Annotated in this window: 18 protein-coding genes; 14 read left to right on the forward strand and 4 right to left on the reverse strand. The window is 66.4% G+C overall.

Annotation, left to right across the window (positions count from 1 at the left end):
• The first annotated feature begins 204 nt into the window (after positions 1-204).
• The 6 genes from JOF55_RS01540 to JOF55_RS01565 all read left to right on the forward strand — a co-directional run bounded on the left by JOF55_RS01540 (position 205) and on the right by JOF55_RS01565 (position 5,005).
• Positions 205-1,065, forward strand: a complete 861-nt coding sequence (locus tag JOF55_RS01540) for a TetR/AcrR family transcriptional regulator (RefSeq protein ID WP_310268404.1) — start codon at positions 205-207, stop codon at positions 1,063-1,065.
• Between the two features lie 109 nt (positions 1,066-1,174).
• Complete coding sequence (locus JOF55_RS01545; RefSeq protein ID WP_310268407.1) at positions 1,175-2,062, forward strand: beta-keto acid cleavage family enzyme; 888 nt, start codon at positions 1,175-1,177, stop codon at positions 2,060-2,062.
• Positions 2,063-2,095: 33 nt separating this feature from the next.
• Positions 2,096-3,058 carry a 3-hydroxyacyl-CoA dehydrogenase NAD-binding domain-containing protein gene (locus JOF55_RS01550; protein WP_310268410.1) on the forward strand — a complete coding sequence of 321 codons (963 nt, stop codon included), beginning with the start codon at positions 2,096-2,098 and terminating at the stop codon, positions 3,056-3,058.
• The gene (locus JOF55_RS01555) at positions 3,055-3,492 is read left to right on the forward strand and encodes a thioesterase family protein (protein WP_310268412.1); all 438 of its coding nucleotides are present in this window, start codon (positions 3,055-3,057) and stop codon (positions 3,490-3,492) included. The genes JOF55_RS01550 and JOF55_RS01555 overlap by 4 nt, the downstream gene beginning before the upstream one ends.
• A gap of 102 nt (positions 3,493-3,594) precedes the next feature.
• Positions 3,595-4,389, forward strand: coding sequence for an enoyl-CoA hydratase-related protein (locus tag JOF55_RS01560; protein WP_310268415.1), 795 nt, complete (start codon positions 3,595-3,597; stop codon positions 4,387-4,389).
• 199 nt (positions 4,390-4,588) lie between these two features.
• Positions 4,589-5,005, forward strand: a complete 417-nt coding sequence (locus JOF55_RS01565; RefSeq protein WP_310268416.1) for a CBS domain-containing protein — start codon at positions 4,589-4,591, stop codon at positions 5,003-5,005.
• Positions 5,006-5,083: 78 nt separating this feature from the next.
• Here JOF55_RS01565 and JOF55_RS01570 read toward each other — a convergent pair whose 3' ends face one another.
• Positions 5,084-6,703 carry a peptide chain release factor 3 gene (locus tag JOF55_RS01570; protein WP_310268418.1) on the reverse strand — a complete coding sequence of 540 codons (1,620 nt, stop codon included), beginning with the start codon at positions 6,701-6,703 and terminating at the stop codon, positions 5,084-5,086.
• Positions 6,704-7,010: 307 nt separating this feature from the next.
• On the opposite strand from JOF55_RS01570, the gene JOF55_RS01575 reads away from it, so the two are divergent.
• Entirely contained in the window at positions 7,011-7,181 is a 171-nt protein-coding gene (locus JOF55_RS01575; protein WP_310268420.1) for a hypothetical protein, read from the forward strand.
• Between the two features lie 16 nt (positions 7,182-7,197).
• Here the strand turns inward: JOF55_RS01575 and JOF55_RS01580 are convergent, their stop codons facing one another.
• The 3 genes from JOF55_RS01580 to JOF55_RS01590 form a co-directional block, all read right to left on the reverse strand.
• Positions 7,198-8,139 (reverse strand): NAD-dependent epimerase/dehydratase family protein, encoded by a 942-nt coding sequence (locus tag JOF55_RS01580; protein WP_310268423.1) that lies wholly within the window; start codon positions 8,137-8,139, stop codon positions 7,198-7,200.
• A 181-nt stretch (positions 8,140-8,320) separates the two neighbouring features.
• The gene (locus tag JOF55_RS01585) at positions 8,321-8,524 is read right to left on the reverse strand and encodes a cold-shock protein (protein WP_114455080.1); all 204 of its coding nucleotides are present in this window, start codon (positions 8,522-8,524) and stop codon (positions 8,321-8,323) included.
• Positions 8,525-8,879: 355 nt separating this feature from the next.
• Complete coding sequence (locus tag JOF55_RS01590; RefSeq protein ID WP_374727347.1) at positions 8,880-10,046, reverse strand: Glu/Leu/Phe/Val dehydrogenase dimerization domain-containing protein; 1,167 nt, start codon at positions 10,044-10,046, stop codon at positions 8,880-8,882.
• A gap of 148 nt (positions 10,047-10,194) precedes the next feature.
• Here JOF55_RS01590 and JOF55_RS01595 point away from each other — a divergent pair, with 148 nt between their 5' ends.
• The 7 genes from JOF55_RS01595 (at position 10,195) to JOF55_RS01625 (ending at position 18,716) form a co-directional block, all read left to right on the forward strand.
• A complete protein-coding gene (locus JOF55_RS01595; RefSeq protein WP_310268430.1) occupies positions 10,195-10,335 on the forward strand; it encodes a hypothetical protein in 141 nt (46 codons plus the stop codon).
• A 333-nt stretch (positions 10,336-10,668) separates the two neighbouring features.
• Positions 10,669-11,127, forward strand: coding sequence for a hypothetical protein (locus JOF55_RS01600; protein WP_310268432.1), 459 nt, complete (start codon positions 10,669-10,671; stop codon positions 11,125-11,127).
• Positions 11,128-11,171: 44 nt separating this feature from the next.
• Positions 11,172-12,752, forward strand: coding sequence for an amidohydrolase (locus JOF55_RS01605; RefSeq protein ID WP_310278239.1), 1,581 nt, complete (start codon positions 11,172-11,174; stop codon positions 12,750-12,752).
• 214 nt (positions 12,753-12,966) lie between these two features.
• Entirely contained in the window at positions 12,967-13,674 is a 708-nt protein-coding gene (locus tag JOF55_RS01610; RefSeq protein WP_310268435.1) for a YqjF family protein, read from the forward strand.
• Positions 13,675-13,931: 257 nt separating this feature from the next.
• On the forward strand, positions 13,932-15,512 hold the full coding sequence (locus JOF55_RS01615) for an aldehyde dehydrogenase family protein (RefSeq protein ID WP_374727348.1): 1,581 nt from the start codon (positions 13,932-13,934) through the stop codon (positions 15,510-15,512).
• A gap of 34 nt (positions 15,513-15,546) precedes the next feature.
• Complete coding sequence (locus JOF55_RS01620; RefSeq protein WP_310268440.1) at positions 15,547-16,497, forward strand: LysR family transcriptional regulator; 951 nt, start codon at positions 15,547-15,549, stop codon at positions 16,495-16,497.
• A complete protein-coding gene (locus JOF55_RS01625; protein ID WP_310268444.1) occupies positions 16,494-18,716 on the forward strand; it encodes a thiamine pyrophosphate-dependent enzyme in 2,223 nt (740 codons plus the stop codon). The genes JOF55_RS01620 and JOF55_RS01625 overlap by 4 nt, the downstream gene beginning before the upstream one ends.
• Positions 18,717-18,733 lie beyond the last annotated feature (17 nt).

The raw sequence follows: 18,733 nt of genomic DNA on the forward strand, positions 1-18,733 counted from the left end.
TTCGACTGACGTGCCAGTCGTACAACGAGGCATCACCTTGAACCCGTATTCGCGCACAAGTCAAGAGATAACCAGTTCATTGCAGCGCAAAGCACTTTTCAGGGTAACGAACAACCCCATCCCGGGGCGGCTGGCTTCGCAACAGTCGCCGCAACACACATCCTTCATTGCGATTTTCGCAATACATTGCTAGTGTTCGGTCCTGTGCAGAACACGACGACCGAGTTGCGTGAACGGGTGCGGGAGGTCCTGCGGCAGCATCCGGACAGCCAACGTGCCTTCGCGGGCAAGGTGGGCCTGGACGCCACCAAGCTGTCGAAGTCACTCAGCGGGGCCAGGCGATTCACCCCTGCCGAGCTCACTCGGATCGCCGAGGTCGGCAATGTCACGGTGAACTGGCTGATCAACGGCAGCGACGAGGTCGAGACGGTGGCCGCCGCTCCGCAGCGCACCGCGCGTGCCGAAGTCGACCTCACCGGTAACGGCGAGGCCGGTCGGTACCAGCAGATCCTCGATGCCGCCTGGCATCTGATCGCCGAGCGGGGCTATCACTCGGTGCGTATCGCCGACGTGGCCAAAGCCTGCGGCACCAGTGCCGCGACCATTCACTACTACTTTCCCGGCCGCAATGACCTGCTGACCGAGACGCTGCGGTACTCGGTGCGGCAGGCCTTCGACCGGCAGGTCGCCGAACTGCACACGGTCGATGACGCCCACGAACGACTGCTGCGGCTGATCGAGCTGCAACTGCCCACTCCGGGGCTGCTACGGCTGGAGTGGTCGATCTGGATGCAGGTGTGGAACGAGAGCGCCCTTCGCCCCGAGCTGCGGGTTCTGCACACCGATTCCTACAACCGCTGGCACGACACGATCGCCCGCACGATCCGCGAGGGCCAGCAACAGGGCGTGTTCACCGGGGCGGACCCGGAGGAACTGGCAATGACCCTGACCGCACTCATCGACGGTCTGGGCATCCAGATTCTCACCGATCGTCCCGGCCGGTCGGTGGACGGCATGCGTCAAGTCCTGCGCGACTTCGTCGACCGCGAGATCGTCCGCCACTGAACTCGCCCCGCAGACAGGGCACCGCAGACAGGGCACCGCAGCCGCGCGCCGGGTGCTCGGACGGAGTGCGCCCGAAAAACCGCTCTCCCGAAAAGGAGTCACGAATATCATGAACAACGAGGTCATCGTTACCGCCGCGCTGACCGGCGCGGGCGACACCGCGGGCAAAAGTGAGCACGTCCCGGTCACCCCGGAACAGATCGCCACCTCGGCGGTGGACGCCGCCAACGCCGGTGCCGCCGTCGTGCACGTCCACGTGCGCAACGTCGAGACCACCCAAGGATCCCGGGACGTCTCGCTGTACCGCGAGGTCGCCCAGCGCGTCCGCGAGTCCGGTGTCGATGTGGTCATCAACCTCACCGCCGGGATGGGCGGGGACCTCTTCATCGATCAGGAGGACCCACTCAAACCGATCGACGGCACCGATCTGGTCAACGGACTCGATCGACTGCCCCACGTCGAGGAACTGCTGCCGGATATCTGCACGATGGATTGCGGGTCGTTGAACTTCGGTGACGGCAGCCAGCTCTACATCAGTACACCGGACATGCTGCGTGCAGGCGCGCGACGCATTCAGGAGCTCGGCGTGAAGCCGGAGATGGAGATCTTCGACACCGGCCAGCTGTGGCTCGCCACCAAGCTGATCGACGAGGGCCTCATCGACGCACCGGCACTGTTCCAGCTGTGCATGGGCATCCCCTACGGTGCACCCGCCGACCCCGGTGTCCTGCAGGCCATGGTCAACATGCTGCCCGAGGGCTCGAACTGGGCCAGTTTCTCCATCGGCCGCAACCAGTTGCCCTGGGTGGCGCAATCGGCCCTGCTCGGTGGGCACGTCCGTGTCGGCCTCGAGGACAACCTCTACCTCAGCAAGGGCGTCAAGGCCACCAATGCCCAGCTCGTCGAGCGCGCGGTGGGCATCGTCGAGGGCATGGGCGCCACAATCGCCACCCCCGATCAGGCGCGCCACAAGCTTGGCCTCGCACCCCGCCGGTGACGTGGTGCACGCACGATACGAAAGGCATTTCAGTTGAACGAGCACACCATCGCCCCCGCCGACGTCACACGGGTGACCTGCATCGGGGCGGGCGTCATCGGTGGAGGCTGGATCGCACACTTCCTGGCTCGCGGCTACCACGTCACGGCATGGGATCCGGCCTCCGACACCGAGAGCAAACTCCACCGGTTGATCGAGGCAGCCTGGCCCGCACTGACCGAGCTCGGGCTGGCCGAGGGCGCGTCCCGGGAGAACCTCACGATCGCACCGACCCTGGAAGAGGCCGTCTCCTCCGCCCAGTTCGTGCAGGAAAGCGCCCCGGAGACATTGGAGCTCAAGCAGGACCTGCTGGCACGCATCGATGCGGCCACCCCGGCCGACGTCGTCGTGTCCTCGTCGACCTCGGGCTACGGCATGACCGAGATGCAGGCCCACTGCCCTACGCCACAGCGCCTCGTGGTCGGACACCCCTTCAATCCGCCGTATCTCATTCCGCTGGTCGAGGTCGTCGGGGGCGAGAAGACCGAGCACCGGGCGGTGCGGTGGGCCTCGGAGTTCTTCGAGATCGCCGGAAAGTCGGTCATCACGATGGATCGCGAGGTGCCTGGCTTCATCGCCAATCGGCTGCAGGAGGCGATCTGGCGCGAAGCCCTGCACATGGTCGCCAACGGCGAGGCTACTCCCGCGCAGATCGACACCTCCATCACCGAGGGACCCGGCCTGCGCTGGCCGCTGCTTGGTCCGTGCCTGACCTTCCATCTTGCCGGAGGTGAGGGCGGTATGGCGCACATGCTCGACCACTTCGGACCGTCACTGAAGTCGCCGTGGACACGCCTGGAAGCACCCGAACTGACCGACGACCTGCGGGATCGCATGGTGCAGGGCTGCGAGGAAGCAGCCGACGGGCGCAGCATCGCCGACCTCGTCTCCGATCGGGACCGCGCGATCATCGATGTCATGCGCGCGATCGACGGCGTTCGCAGGGGTGACTCATGAGCGAGCTCCCGGAATTCCGCAGCCGGGTACGCCCGGAGTGGATCGACTACAACGGTCACCTCAGCGAGGCCTACTACGTGCTCGTTTTCGGCTTCGCCACCGACGCGCTCATGGATCGGATCGGGCTCGATGCGGACTATCGCGAACGCACCGGATGCTCGCTGCACACCGTCGAGGCCCACGTCCGGTATCTGCGGGAGGTCGGCCCCGGCGCCGAGCTGACGGTCATCAGCCGGATCGTCGGCGGCAGTGCGAAGAAGGCACGGATCTGCCACGAGATGGCGGCCGACGGCGTCGCCGTGGCCACCGAGGAGATCCTCGCCCTGCACGTCGATGGCGAACAGGGGAGGACCGTTCCGTTCCCGGACACCGTCGCCGATCGGATCGGCGAGCTCGCCGAGGAACCGCCGGCATACGCGGGCCGCTCCCTCTGACGCGTGGTTCGGACTCGCCGGGCACCCGAAAGGCTCACGGTACTTGAGACGTGGATCACGTATGGGTAGCTTGCGGATGTCCCCACTGCGGAGGTGATCGGTGTGCCGGAAGAGAACGGTTCCGGGGTGGCCCCGCAGGTCCTGGCCGAGTATCACGATGCGGTGTTGCTACTCACCCTCAACCGGCCGGACCAGCTCAACGCCTGGACTCCGACGATGCAACACCGCTACTTCGATCTGCTCGAACATGCCGATCAGGATCCGAGCGTTCGCGCGATCGTTCTCACGGGCGCGGGCCGCGGATTCTGCGCCGGAGCCGACGTGGCCACCCTGGCCGATCTCCCCGTGGAGAGCCACTCCCGGAACGATCATCCACCATCACTGCCGATCCGGCTGCGTAAGCCCGTGATCGCTGCGATCAACGGGTCGGCGGCAGGAGTCGGACTCGTGGCCGCACTGTTCACCGACGTCCGGTTCGCAGCGGCCGACGCGAAGTTCACCACGGCCTTCAGCAGGCGCGGGTTGGTCGCCGAACACGGCATCGCCTGGTTGCTGCCGAAGCTGATCGGCGTCAGCAAGGCCCTCGACCTGCTGCTGTCGGCGAGAACGGTGGCAGGCACCGAAGCCCACGAGTTGGGACTGGTCGATCGGGTTCTGCCTCGTGACGAGGTACTCGACGCAGCTTTGGAATACGCCCACACGCTGGCCACCGAATGTTCGCCCGCGGCAATGGCCGATATCAAGCAGCAGATCTACAGCGGCCTGGACACCGGGCTGGAAACGGCTGCCTCCGATGCGGGGGAGCGTATGATCGCTGCCCTGCACAGGCCCGACTCCGCCGAAAACGACGGCAACCACCATGCGGATCGGGCACCGCGCTTCCCGCCGCTGGATTAGCTGAAGTTGTCCCCCGCCTTCCCCGATCACGCTCCAGCGGACCGGGGAACCGGTACGGGTGATCGAGTAGCACGAACGGGTGAGTGCGCCCATCCTGGTCCGGAAGGCCCGCAATATTTCCGGGCCGATGCGGGATCACCGACGAATCGCCGTCGACGGTGCGCAACGGCCCGGACCTCGTGTCGAGAGGAGAACGGCCATGACCACTGCCGGCGACATCATGCACGCCGGTGCCGAGTGCATCGGCGAGAACGAGAGCATGCTCAAGGCCAGCCAGATGATGCGCGACCTCGACGTGGGATCCCTGCCGATCTGTGGCGAAGACGATCGCCTGAAAGGCATGCTCACCGATCGGGATATCGTCGTGGGCTGCTGCGCCGAAGAACGCGATCTCACCACGATGCGGGCAGGCGAGTTCGCGGACGGCGCCCTGTCCTGGGTCGCTGCCGACGCCGATATCGCTCAAGCACTGCAGATGATGGAACAGAAGCGTATTCGCAGGTTGCCGGTGATCGACAATCACCGCCTGGTCGGCATGATCAGCGAAGGTGACGTGGCACGGAATCTGCACGACGAGCGACTCACCCGCTTCATCGAGGGCGTGCACTCCAAGTAGGCGAGCACCGAGCAGCAACCATGTGCCCGACCCGCACCCGAGCGTGTGCGGGTCGCGGCCCGTGTGCCGAGAGCGCGCTCAGTCCTCGCCTGCGACCAGTGGTTCCAGGCTCAGGCCCGGATGCTGCCGCTGTATCATCCCGAGCGCGATCCGGTCGTTGAACAGAGCCAATTCGGCACCGTCGGTGCGCTGCAGGACCTCACTGCGGGAACCGGCGTCGACGGTGGCACGCTGCTGCGGATCCGCCAGGCGGCGCACCACCGAGTACGGCAGGTGATCGAGCTGGATCGGCACGCCGAACTCCGTCGACAATCGTTGGGTGGCGACGTCGAACTGCATCGGGCCGACTGCGGCCAGCACGGGCGCGGCATCCCCGCGAATCTCCGAGCGCAGTACCTGAACGATGCCTTCCTGCTCCAGTTGGGCAATACCGCGCCGGAACTGCTTGAACCGGCCCGAGTCGGTCGCCCGCACGACCGCGAAATGCTGGGGGGCGAACTGGGGCAGGCCGGGAAACCGCACGTCGGTTTTCCCCTCGTACAACGTGTCGCCGATACCCAATGCCGAGGCGTTGACCAGGCCGATCACGTCGCCCGGATAGGCCACATCCAGCGAGTCCCGCTGCTGGCCGAAGACCTGCTGGGCGTACTTGGTCGCGAACGGCTTCCCGGTCGCGGCATGAGTGACGACCATGCCGCGCTCGAACCGACCCGAGCACACCCGGGCGAAGGCCAGCCGATCACGGTGAGCCCGGTCCATCCCGGTTTGCACCTTGAACACGAATGCCGAGAACGGCGCGTCCAAGGCACGCGGCTGTTCGCCGACGTCGAGACGGGGCTCCGGGCGCGGCGCCAGCCGCACCAGTAGATCCAGCAACTGCCGGACACCGAAATTGAGCACGGCCGCGCCGAACAGTACGGGTGTGGCCGTGCCGTCGAGGAACCGCTCGACGTCGAATGTCCCTCCGGACTCGGCGAGCAGTTCGGATTCCTCGCGGGCGCGAGTCCACTCCGCGCCTTCCTCGACTTCGGCCTGCCGGGCATCCAGGTGATCCTCCGGTGCCGCACTCGCTCCTCCCGCGGTCCGATGGAAGCGAGTGTACGAACCATCGGAGCAGTCGAGGACACCGCGGAACTCACCGGGTTCCCCGACCGGCCACGTCAGTGGCATCGGCTGCAGGTCCAGACGATGCGAAAGCTCGTCACACAGCTGCAACGCCGAACGCCCCGGCCGGTCGAACTTGTTGATGAAGGTCATCACCGGGATACCCCGATGCCGACAGACGTCGAAGAGCTTGAGCGTCTGCGGTTCCAGTCCCTTGGCGGCGTCGAGCAACATCACCGCAGAGTCCACCGCCGCGAGTACCCGGTAGGTGTCCTCGGAAAAATCCGAGTGACCAGGTGTATCCAGCAGGTTGATGACCGTGTCGTCGTACTCGAACTGCAGGGCGGCCGAGGTGATCGAGATACCGCGGGCGCGCTCCATTTCCAGCCAGTCGGACACGACACCCGAGCGACCGGACTTACCGTGCACCGCACCTGCCTCGGCGATCACCTTGGCGTGCAACGCGAGTGCCTCGGTCAGGGTGGATTTGCCCGCGTCGGGATGGCTGATCACGGCAAAGGTGCGCCTGCGTCGAGCATGAGCGGCCACGTCCGATGCGGCTGCCGCCCCGGCAGCCCGAGTCCCCTGTGACACGACCGGTTCCCACTCCTTCACCGACACGGGCACAACATGGCAGCGATACGACGACTACAGCACCGCCACGGCACGGCGCCGCCACGGGACAGCACCGCCATAAAGCAGCACCGCCATACAATCGCCTCGTCCATTCTACCGTTACGTCACTGTAGGGTGGTGGAAGGCGAAATCCCCGACGTTCGACAACAGCGTGGTAGGAGGTCGCCGAACCGCCGAACACGTCGAAACCACTCGGTTGGGCCGATGCACCGGGGAGTCGTTACGGTGACAAGTATCAGGACCGGCCTGCAGAACTGGAGACGTCATGGATTTCGAAACGCCGGATGCGGATGCCGCCGAGCAGCTCCATGAGGACAAGAGCGCCGAGGAGCAAGGAGGGGTCGATCCCGTCGCCGAGACCCCGGAGGATGTCAATCCCGCCGACATGGCCGAACAGCAGCAAATCGTGCCGGATGACGAGGAGGAACGCTACTGAAGCGAACTCTGCGGCTTCAGCTGGGCCAGAGCCCGAGGAGATCGGCGAATCCCTCGCGCCAACTCGGCCAAGCAGGACGCCAGCCCACCGCCTCTCGCAGCCGGAAGTTCGTGGCACCTCGTTGTTCGGTGAGTTGATGCACCGTGAGCCAGTCCAGCTGCTCACGAGCCTGATTCAGCGTCAGCGACACCGGAGCGGGCCCACCGATCATGTGCGCGTAGGCCGGTAACCATTCGCCGATTTCCGCAGGCTCGTTGTCCACGACATTGTAGGCGCCCGGTTCCCCTCCCTCCAGCACATCGAGCACGGCGCCGGCGGCATCATCGACATGGGTGAACGAGGTGAGGCCTGCCCCATCCTCGATCAGCGGCACAGCACTACCGCGAACCATCCGATGCATCACTCCGGTTGGCGCGAACGAGGTACCCGGGCCGTAGAGCGATCCGTATCGCAACGCCATCCCCTCGATGTCGGGGCACGTCAGGAGTGTTTCCTCCAAGGCCTCCACAGCTCGCACGGCCTCACCCCAACAGCCGGGCGCATCGGTCCACAGTGGTGCTTCCTCGTCCAGCACCTCGTGGCCGTACGGGTAGTACGCCGAGGCCGTGCTCTGCGCCACCACACGGCGAACCCCGGCCGAGGCCGCCGCCGAGACGAGATTGCTCGTTCCCGTGGCTCGCAGCTGCGCCGTGTGCTGCATACCGGCCGTACAGTCGACGCCGCGGAAACCCGTCACCTGATGCACCACCACATCCGGCGCTGCCCGGGTCAGCACCTGCCGTACCGTGTGCGGGTCCATGACATCGGCGACGGCGACGCCGTCCACACCGCCGAGTCGGTCCACGTGACGCGTTTGGCGTACCAGGGCCGTCACATGGTGTCCCCGTTCACGCAGCAGCGGCAGCAATGTCCTGCCAACCACACCGGTCGCACCGGTTACGAACACACGCAGGGGCACTCAGCACCTCGCAGGCGATCGACATCAGCAACAGGCGAGCCTACCGTTCCGAGACACCCCGGAACGGGTGAATTTTGTGCTGTTGTGCTGTTGTGCTGTCTCGTCCATGCCGATGTCGGTGCAGAAAAGGACAGGCCCACACCGTTGTGGCGTGGGCCTGTCCTCTCTCGATCCGGTGAACTCAGATGCTACGAATCTGAGCAGCCTGCGGCCCCTTCGGGCCCTGGGCGATCTCGAACTCCACCCGCTGATTCTCGTCCAGCGTGCGGAAACCGGTGGCGTCAATCGCCGAGTAGTGAGCGAACACGTCGGATCCTCCCTCATCCGGGGTGATGAATCCGAATCCCTTTTCGGCGTTGAACCACTTGACGGTACCGGTAGCCATTCTCTGTCTCCTACTTCAGATGGCCGGGGTCAACACTTCGTAAACCCCAAGTCGCCGAGATGATCACCCGGGCCGAACGGCCTCCGGCACAACAAAGTGCCTGCGTCACGGATCGTTTCGCAGGCACTTTCCAGTACTTCTGGGAACCAAAACTGCAACATCGGATACATTAGCAGCCCCACAAGGGGTTGTCACTCTTGCGGCGACACCATGGCGCGCGTGTCGGAGGAACCACACGCACCCGCTTCCGGCCGGTTCACCGGAGCCTCTGTGCACGCCTGCCGCCGGGATGCCGCAGCAGTACGACACACCGGCGCAGGCTCCTACTGGCCACAAGTGATCATGAACACCGTTATCACGGAATACTGACCAGTACCCGTCCGGCGGCTTCTGCCTCACGGTTGCGCTCGCTGTGCAGGTCCGCCAAGTGCAGCGCCGCCACCCGGGGTGTGGTGCCGTCACCGTCCCAGGAAGCCAGCAACGGTGGGATCTTGGCCTGCATCTCCTCCCGAAGCACGCTGAACGAGAGCACCGGATCGGCATCGACCCGTCCGAGCAGCAGCCACCATGCCCATGCCACCGCACCCGAATTCGCGACGAAGTCCGGCAGGACCGGAATCCCTCTCGCCGCCAGCATCTCCTCCGCCTCCGGGGTCACCGGTGTGTTCGCCGCCTCGATCACGATCCTCGCGGCGACGTCGGGGACACGCTCGGAAGTGATCGCATACGACACCGCCGCCGGAACCAGCACGTCGACCTCGGCAGCCAGCACCGCTTCCCGCGGCAGCCGCTGCACATCCTCGGGAACCCGACTCCGGTCGATCTCTCCGAAGCGGTCCCGCGAATCCAGCAGCGCGGGAATATCCAGCCCGTCGGGGTGGTACAGCGCACCGACCACATCGGCCACCGCAACGATCGGAAGGCCCGCCTCGTGCAGGTACCACGCAGCGCCGCCGCCCATCGTGCCCACGCCCTGCACCGCCACGGTGGTACGCGACGGCTCCCACTCGCGGGCACGTACGACGCCGAGACAACTCTGTGCCACTCCATAGCCACCGACCACATCGCCGAGCAGCAACCCACCAGGCACGGGGGCATTCAGTCCGGCGCGCACGCGGCGAAGCGTGTGCTCGACATCGGGAGCGCGGCGGATCGCAGCATGGTAGCTCTGCTGCAGTCCCACCTCGCCGAAGATCTCGTCGATGAGATGCTGTGGCACACCGAGATCCTCGGCGGTCACCCAGTGTGCATCGATCCACGGTCGCATTGCCTCGACAAAGCGGCGTAGCACACCTCGCGCCTCGGGATCCTTCGGATCGCAATCGATGCCGCCCTTGGCACCACCGACAGGCAAGTCGAATACTGCCGTCTTGCGGGCCATACCGCGCGCGAGATCCTCGACCTCCGACATCGTGCAACCCGCGCGCATCCTGGTCCCACCAGTGGCAAGACCGGACACGAGACTGTGCACAACCAGGTATCCACGCTTGCCCGTCATCGGATCTGTCCAGGTCATCCTCATCAGCGGGTCGCAGTCGACGAGTGCCACCGGCCGAACCTCCTCCCTTGTGCTGTGCGTGAAACGGGCACCGCGACAGCGGCACCCACGGGTAACAGAAGGATGTGCGTGGAGCGGCGGACTCCCGGCCGGCCACACGCGCTACACGGACTTGGCCATCGCCACGATCGCGGCGATGGTGGTCATGAATGTCGAAGCCACAGCGATGACGAAGAAAGCCAGCGGAGCCGACGAGCGTGCCCCTGTTCGTGAGCTCGCATGGTCACCTCCGCTCTCGCTGGCGTTGAATTGAAGCTAAACCCACTCGTGATCGATTGTCAACAATCCTTGTGTCGGACATTTCCGTGTCCTGCGCAGCGGCCGATCCCGGATCACACGACCGGGTGCCGCGGCCGGGTGCCGCGGCCGGGTAGCCACGGCCGAGCGCCACGATCGGATGCCGCAACCGAGCACACCGCTGCTTCGGCCGTGGCGTGCACTCCCTTCAGCCGAAGTCCGACCGGGAGTCCTAGGCTTTCGCCTCGCGGAGGTCGTGACGTGACACGCCGCGGAACAACGAACCCACGTGGTGTGAATCGTGCGGGAGTCACTCCAACGGTGGTCAGCCGACTGGGAGGATGCAGCCATGAACCAACCGGGACCCCAGACCCGACCGGGATCACTGGACGAGGAAAGCCAGCAGGAGCTGATTCAGCAGATCGGTCGGGTGATCGTGCAAGCACTGCCGCCGAGCTGGCAGGAAGTCAGTGTGGAGTACCGCGCGATCGGTTCGCACAGCGAACTCGCCGCGCAACTGGTGGCGCCCAACGGCACGCTGATTCCGTGGGCACCACCCGATGAAGCCGCACCGATGTTCGATCATCTCCGCATCGGCATGCATCAGCAGGGCCGGGGAACCTGGATCAGCGCACTGTATCGGCTACAACGTCCCGGTAGTTACAGCGTGGACTTCAACGGCGACTACGAGCCCGTATGGCACACCGCTCCTCCGGCTGCCGAGTTCGCCGCCGAACTCCGCACCCTGCCCCGCGCAACCGAGAACATCCCCGACTGGCTGGCCGAACGCGCGGGTCTGCAGACTTGATCGGCGCACCGGATCTGGCCTTCGTGAACGGGCCGGTCGCGACCATGGACCCGGTGCGATCGTTCACCGACGCCGTCGCCGTGCACCACGGACGGATCACCGCACTGGGATCGGCTGCCGTAGGCCGCATCACGGCCTCCGGGACCACGGTCATCGACCTGCGTGGCCGGTTGCTGCTGCCCGGATTCCAGGACGCCCACGTACATCCGGTCTACGGTGGACTCCAACGGTTGCGCTGCGATCTGACGGGCAGCACGGACGCATCGGACTGCCTGCGCAGGGTCGGCGAGTACACGCGAGCACATCCGGAGGTGGCATGGCTGCTCGGGGGAGGCTGGGATATCGGCCATTTCCCCGCGGGTGCGCCCGCCCGGGAACCGCTCGACGCCGTGACCGGGGACCGTCCGGCCTATCTCGTGAACCAGGACCACCACGGGGCATGGGTGAACACAGCAGCTCTGCGGCATGCCGGCATCGACCGCGACACCCCCGACCCCCCGGACGGACGAATCGAACGGGACGCGGCAGGCCATCCGGCCGGGGTGCTGCACGAGGGTGCGACCAGGTTGGCCACCCGGGTGATTCCGGCGGCCACCGACCACGAGTACCGCCAAGGATTGCTGGCAGGGCAACGATACCTGCACTCGTGCGGCGTGACGGCGTGGCAGGACGCGATCATCGGCCCTTACCTGGGTTATGCCGATACCTTGGATCTCTACGCCGAGCTGGATCGGCAAGGACTGCTGACCGCCCGCTGCACCGGTGCCCTGTGGTGGGACCGTGCCCGTGACGAGACGCAGATTCCGGAGCTGCTCTCCCGCCGCGCACGCGCGCGCGGCAGTCGCTTCCGCGCGGAGACCGTCAAGATCATGCAGGACGGCATCTGCGAAAACCACACCGCCGCCATGCTGGAGCCCTACCTCGGCGGGCACGGCAGTGGGCACTCCCACGTGGATGCCGAAGCGCTGGCGCGCGGTGTATGTCGCCTGGATGCCGAGGGATTCCAGGTGCACTTCCACGCGATCGGTGACCGAGCCATCCGCGAGGCCTTGGACGCGGTGGCACAGGCCCGCAGCACCAACGGGATGAACGATCTGCGTCATCAGATCGCCCACGTCCAGGTGGTGCACCCGGACGACGTGGCGCGCTTTCGCGCGCTCGGTGTCGCCGCGAACATCCAAGCTCGGTGGGCCGTCAACGACGTGCAGATGACCGAGCTCACCACGCCGTATCTCGGCCGGTCCCGAACTCGGCGGCAGTATCCCTTTCGGGCACTGCGCCAAGCCGGTGCGGTTCTCGCCGCAGGCAGCGATTGGCCGATCTCGGGACCGGAACCACTACAGGCGGTCCATGCCGCGATCAACCGATCCGAGTACGGAACCGACCAGAAACCATTCCTCCCGGAACAAGCGCTGGACCTCGGTGACGCCCTCACCGCGGCCACTCTCGGCAGTGCCTGGGTGAATCACCTCGACGATGAAACCGGCTCGGTCGAACTCGGCAAGAAGGCCGACCTCACCGTGCTCGATGCCGATCCGTTCCTGTTGCCCGCAACGGAGATCGGCAGCGTGTCGGTCGACATGACCGTGGTGGACGGACAGGTGGTCCACGAACGCAGTCGGTGACCGCGCCGTTTCGGCAGCGATCTTTTTCGTTTCGGGATCGGACTCGGGGTGGTGTGGCTTCGGTGCGATAAATTTCGATTAATACTGATTATATTATTGCACCTGCCGAAAGTGATGACATGAAGCTGTGCAGTTCGAGCGGGCAAGCCGAGTACGTCCGGCACGGCACACCGGCGGGCGGTTCCCTTCACAGCCCTGCGGGTATGTCGCTGTCATGGTCATGCACGCGGCCGACCCCGAGTCGATCAACGCCGATCCCCCGCCACAGCCATGGCCTGCTCCGCTCGGGGTGGCACTCACCGATACGACATTCCTGCACTGGCCGGCCGACCCGGCGCTGGTTCGCCCGCTACTGCCACCGGGCACCGAGCCCGACACGCATGACGGCGACACCTACATCGGGTTGATCGCCTTCCGGCTGCGCTGCTTCGGCGAGTTCCTCGAGACCAACGTGCGGGTCTACTCGGTCGACGACAGGGGTCGCCGCGGCACCGTCTTCCTGACCATGGAAGCCGACCGGCTGCCCTGGGTGCTGGCCGCCCGATCCTGCGGGCTGCCCTATGCCTGGTCGCGGATGCACCTGACCCGCGATGCCCACGTCCTCGACTACGGCAGCGCCCGACGCAGACCGGCACCACCCGGCCTCGGAACACGGATCCGAATCCGTGTCGGGCAACCCATCGACGGCAATCCCCTCGAGCACTTCCTCACCGCCCGCTGGCGGCTGCACCTGAGCGTGCTCGGCCGCACCATCACCGCCCCGCTGGTCCACGACCGCTGGCCGCTGCACACCGCCGAGCTGATCGACCTCGATGACGGACTCATCGCCGCGACCGGCCTGCCCGCCCCCACCACCGCACCGGCCAGCGTGCTCCACGCCCCGGCTGTCCACGGCCGATTCGGGCTACCGCAGCCGCTGTAGGAGTCCGAGCCCCCGTCCCCGAAATCGGCGCTGCTCACCGGCCGAACACAGGTTTCCACCGAGTGGTCGGCCCAAGCGATGCTGTGGCTCAGCACGAGCAGAAATCATGACTCCGGTTCTGCGCAAACCGGCCCTCGAACGTCTACGGTGATTCGAGAGCGCGTGTCATGCGGCACAGCGTCCGTGGTTCGTCGGCAAGCACAGCCACGAACCGGACCCGAGCGAGCAGAAAGAGGTGTGCGCCGGTGGAGTCGACGATGTGGAACTCCGTGATCGGCCGAGCGGATGCGGGGATCCCGACCGGATCCCCGGACGAGGCGGGCGAATATGTCTCGCGGAACCCCTCCCGACTCGACGACGTGGTCGCACGAATCCGCTTGGCCGGTCCGGACACCCTGGTCGCGGCGGCCGAGAACGCGAAACGCGCACAACAGGAGTGGGCCCGGGTACCCGCCCCGGTGCGCGGCCGGGTGATCGCCGGGTTCGGACGCCTGGTCGAGTCGAACAAGGAGTCGCTGGCCTCGCTGGTCACCCGTGAGATCGGCAAGCCCTACACCGAGGCTCTCGGCGAGGTGCAGGAGATCATCGACACCTGCGACTTCTTCGTCGGTGAGGGCCGCAGGCTCTACGGCCAAACAGTCCCCTCCGAGATGCCGGACAAGCAGCTGTTCACCTTCCGCACCCCTGTGGGAGTGGCGACCATCATCACGGCCGGGAACTTCCCGGTCGCAGTACCGTCCTGGTATCTGGTCCCGGCACTGCTGTGCGGCAACGCCGTGGTGTGGAAGCCCGCCGAGTACGCCGCCGGAGCGGCACGTGCGGTGGCCGAGCTGGCCTGGCGTGCCGGAGTTCCCGGAGGAGCGCTCAATCTCGTCTACGCCGACGGCGAAGCGACATTCCAAGGGTTGGAGACCGCACTGGACAAGGACCTGGTCGACAAGGTCGGCTTCACCGGTTCGAGTGCGGTCGGCATCCGGGTGGGCGAGCTGTGCGGTCGTTACCTGCAGAGTCCCTGCCTGGAACTCGGCGGCAAGAACCCGATGATCGTGGCCCCGGACGCCGACCTCGATCTCGCGGTGGAAGGTGCCCTGTTCTCCGGCTGGGGAACCGCAGGGCAGCGCTGCACCTCGCTGGGCAATCTCATCGTGCATCGCGACATCCACGACGAGTTCCTCGCGAGGCTGGACAGCGCCGTGCGCGGCGCCACCATCGGCGAACCGAACGGGGACGTCCTCTACGGGCCGATGCTCGACCAGAAGTTCGCCGACAACTTCGAGCGCATCCTCAAAGACATTCAGCCGCACCACACGGTGCTCGGTTCGGACGCGGTCGGCCGAATCACCGACGACGCCCCACGTGCCGGATTCCGGGGCGACCCTTCGGCAGGCCTGTACTACCACCCCGTGTTGCTGGACGGCCTGCACACCGACGATGCGATCTTCCGGCAGGAAACCTTCGGTCCGATCGTCGGCGTGACCACCTACGAGACACTCGAGGAGGCCATCGAACTCGGCAACGCGCCCGGCTACGGTCTGTCGGCGGCGATCTACACCACGGACCCGGCGACAGCGTTCCGGTTCCGGGAAGGCATCGGCGCGGGCATGGTCAGCGCGAACAACTCCACCTCCGGCGCGGAAGCGCACCTGCCGTTCGGCGGTAACGGCAGGTCCGGCAATGGCGGTCGCCTCTCCGGCATGTGGGTCATCGACCAGTTCACTCGCTGGCAGTCGTTGAACTGGGATTTCTCCGGCAAGCTGCAGAAGGCGCAGATGGACGTCGGCGCCGTCGAACCGGAACTGGATTACCGGCTGCCTCCGGAGTTGAGCGGCCAATCCTGAGCGAGCAGGCGATGGTGATTTTTCGGGGACACCCGTGTTGAATCCGGTTCATCTGCGCACGCTGCAGGAATGCGTCCGGACCGGCTCCTTCGCCGAAGCGGGTCGGGTACTGGGATACACGGCCTCCGCGGTTTCTCAGCAGATGCTGCTGCTGGAGCGAACCATCGGCGCCCCGCTGTTCGAACGGTACGCCCGCAGGACGAGGAGTACGGGGCTGGCACGGCGCCTGGCCGATCGCAGCAGGGAAGCGCTCGGAGCACTGGACTCCCTGGAGCGGGAGGTTCGCGCGATAGTTGCAGGCGACGAGGGAATCCTCCGGTTGGCGAGTTTCGCCACCGCCAATGCGCGTGTCCTGCCGGAGGTACTGGCTGCTGTGGTGGCCGAACGTCCGAACGCCGAGGTGCAGCTCGACGAGGGCGAACCGGACGAGGTGATCGGCGGTGTGCTCGACGGGGCGGTCGATGCCGCCGTGGTCTTCGAGTACGACCTCGATCCCCGGCAGTGGCCACCCGAGCTGTGCGTCGAGGAACTCCTTGCCGAGCCACTGCTGCTGGCCCTGCCGGGAAACCACCGACTCGCCGGTGCCACCGAGGTCGACCTGCGCGAACTCGCCGACGACGCATGGATCTGCACCCGGCAGGACACCGCAGGCGCCCGGTCGCTGGTGCGGTTGGCCGCCGCGGCCGATTTCATCCCCGGCATCGTGTTCCGCAGTAATGACTACGCGGTCATTCGCGATCTCGTCGCACGGGGACTCGGAACGGCAATCCTTCCGGGACTGGCCACCGCCGACGAGCGCGTACGGATCGTCCCCCTCACGGGCAGGCAACCGCATCGGCGGGTCAAGGTCCTCTACCGCGCGCAGAACGCCAACCCGTTGCTGCCGTTCACGCTGGATTGCCTGGCCAAGTCGTGCTCGGCACTGGCCGAGGGGTGGTACAGCGAGGATGGAACAGGCAACCGAACGAGGAATCGATGGCGATGACCAGAGCAAGTGAGCCCGATGCGGCGATCGACGACCACTTCCTGCATACGATCTCCGAGCTGGCCGCACCGTCCTCCGCGGTGCCTCCTCGACAGCCGGTCCGGCCCGGTTCCCCGGTCACGGGAACGCGCCTGCTGGAGTTGTTCGATGCGCAGGCAGGGAGCAGGCACCTCGACTTCGCCGCACGGCGACTCGGTGCGCAGGGGCTCGGTTACTACAGCATCGGTTCCGCAGGCCACGAGTCGAACGCGGCCGTGGCCGCGGCGCTCACGCCTGCGGACCCGGCCCTGCTGCACTACCGTTCCGGGGCGTTCTACCTCGAGCGCGGTCGCCAGGTGCCGGGGCAGAAACCGCTGTCCGACGTCCTGCTGGGCGTGGTCGCTTCGGCGCACGAGCCCATCTCGGCAGGTCGGCACAAGGTCTTCGGCAATGCCGCGCTGGGAGTCATCCCACAAACCTCGACCATCGCCGCACACCTGCCCCGCTCGGTCGGGTTGGCCTTCTCTCTCGGTCGCGCCGCCAAGCTGGGGCTGGAGCACCAGTGGTCACCGGAGTCGGTGGTCGTGTGCAGTTTCGGCGATGCCTCGGCCAACCATTCCACGGCCACCGGCGCCATCAACTCGGCACTGCACTGCACGCATCAGGGTCTGGCGATGCCGCTGCTGCTGGTGTGCGAGGACAACGGGATCGGTATCAGCGTCCGCACACCTCCGGGGTGGATCGAGGCAACCTATGGACAGCGGGCGGGACTGGCTTACTTCACCGCGGACGGCGACGACCCGGTGCGCTGCCTCGAGGTGGCCCGGCACGCTGCCGACTGGGTCCGCGAACACCGCGCTCCTGCCTTTCTGCATCTGCGCACCGTGCGCCTGATGGGCCACGCAGGCTCCGATGTGGAAACCGGTTACCGCAGCCGTTCCGAGATCATCTCCGACTACGAGCGCGATCCGCTGCCCGCCACCGCGAAGGCACTGGTGCATGCCGGCATTGCCGGGCCGGACGAGCTCGTCCAGCGCTACGAGGACACGCGCCGGGAGGTGGCGCGGCTCGCCGAGGATGCGGTGAGCCGCCCGAAGCTGTCCACCGCTGCCGAGGTCATGGCCTCGATCTCGGCGGACCGGCCGGATGCGGTGGCCCGGCGTGCCACCGGTTTTCCGGACCCACGGCGACGCAAGGAGGTCTTCGGCGAGCAACCACCCGAGGCCGAAGGACCGCTCACGGTGGCGCAAGCCATCAACCGCGCACTGACCGACGAGCTCGCGCGCGACGAGAGAGTGCTGGTTTTCGGCCAGGACATCGCCCGCAAGGGCGGCGTCTACGGAGTAACGCGCGGGCTGCGCAAGAAGTTCGGCGGCCTGCGGGTCTTCGACACGCTGCTCGACGAGCAGAGCATCCTCGGCACGGCGCTCGGTGCCGGCCTGGCGGGCCTGCTGCCCATTCCGGAAATCCAGTACCTGGCTTACCTGCACAACGCCGCCGATCAGGTCCGCGGTGAGGCGAGCACGCTGAGTTTCTTCTCCGACGGTCGCTACCGCAACCCGATGGTCGTGCGTATCGCGGGATATGCCTACCAGAAGGGCTTCGGCGGGCATTTTCACAATGACAACAGCGTCGCGGCACTGCGGGACGTGCCCGGCGTCGTGGTCGCTTCGCCCTCTCGGCCCGACGATGCGGCCGCGATGCTGCGTACCTGTGTGGCAGCCGCACACGAGGACGGCAGGGTGTGCGTGCTCCTCGAGCCCATCGCGCTGTATCACACGCGTGACCTGCACGATTCCGGAGACGGCAATTGGCTGGCCGACTATCCCTCCCCTTCGGCCGCTCCCGTTGAGATCGGTCGCGCACGGAACCACGGTGACGGACGGGACCTGACCCTGGTGACCTACGGCAACGGCCTGCCGATGAGCCTGCGCGTGGCGCACCGTTTGCGGGAGCGCGGCATCGGAGTCCGTGTGCTCGACCTGCGCTGGCTGGCACCACTGCCGGTGCACGATCTGCTGGAGGCGGCACGCGCCACCGGGCGGGTTCTCGTCGCCGACGAGACACGCCGCTCCGGTGGCGTGTCCGAGTCCGTGGTCACCGCCTTGATCGACGGCGGCTTCGCCGGTGCGATCCGGCGGGTGACCAGCCAGGACAGTTTCATACCTCTCGGCAGCGCCGCCCATCACGTGCTGCTGGACGAAGCCACCATCGAGAAGGCAGCGGTGGAGATGCTCTGAGTGAGCGGAACCTTCAC

The sequence above is a fragment of the Haloactinomyces albus genome (genome assembly GCF_031458135.1).
Classification (GTDB): domain Bacteria; phylum Actinomycetota; class Actinomycetes; order Mycobacteriales; family Pseudonocardiaceae; genus Haloactinomyces; species Haloactinomyces albus.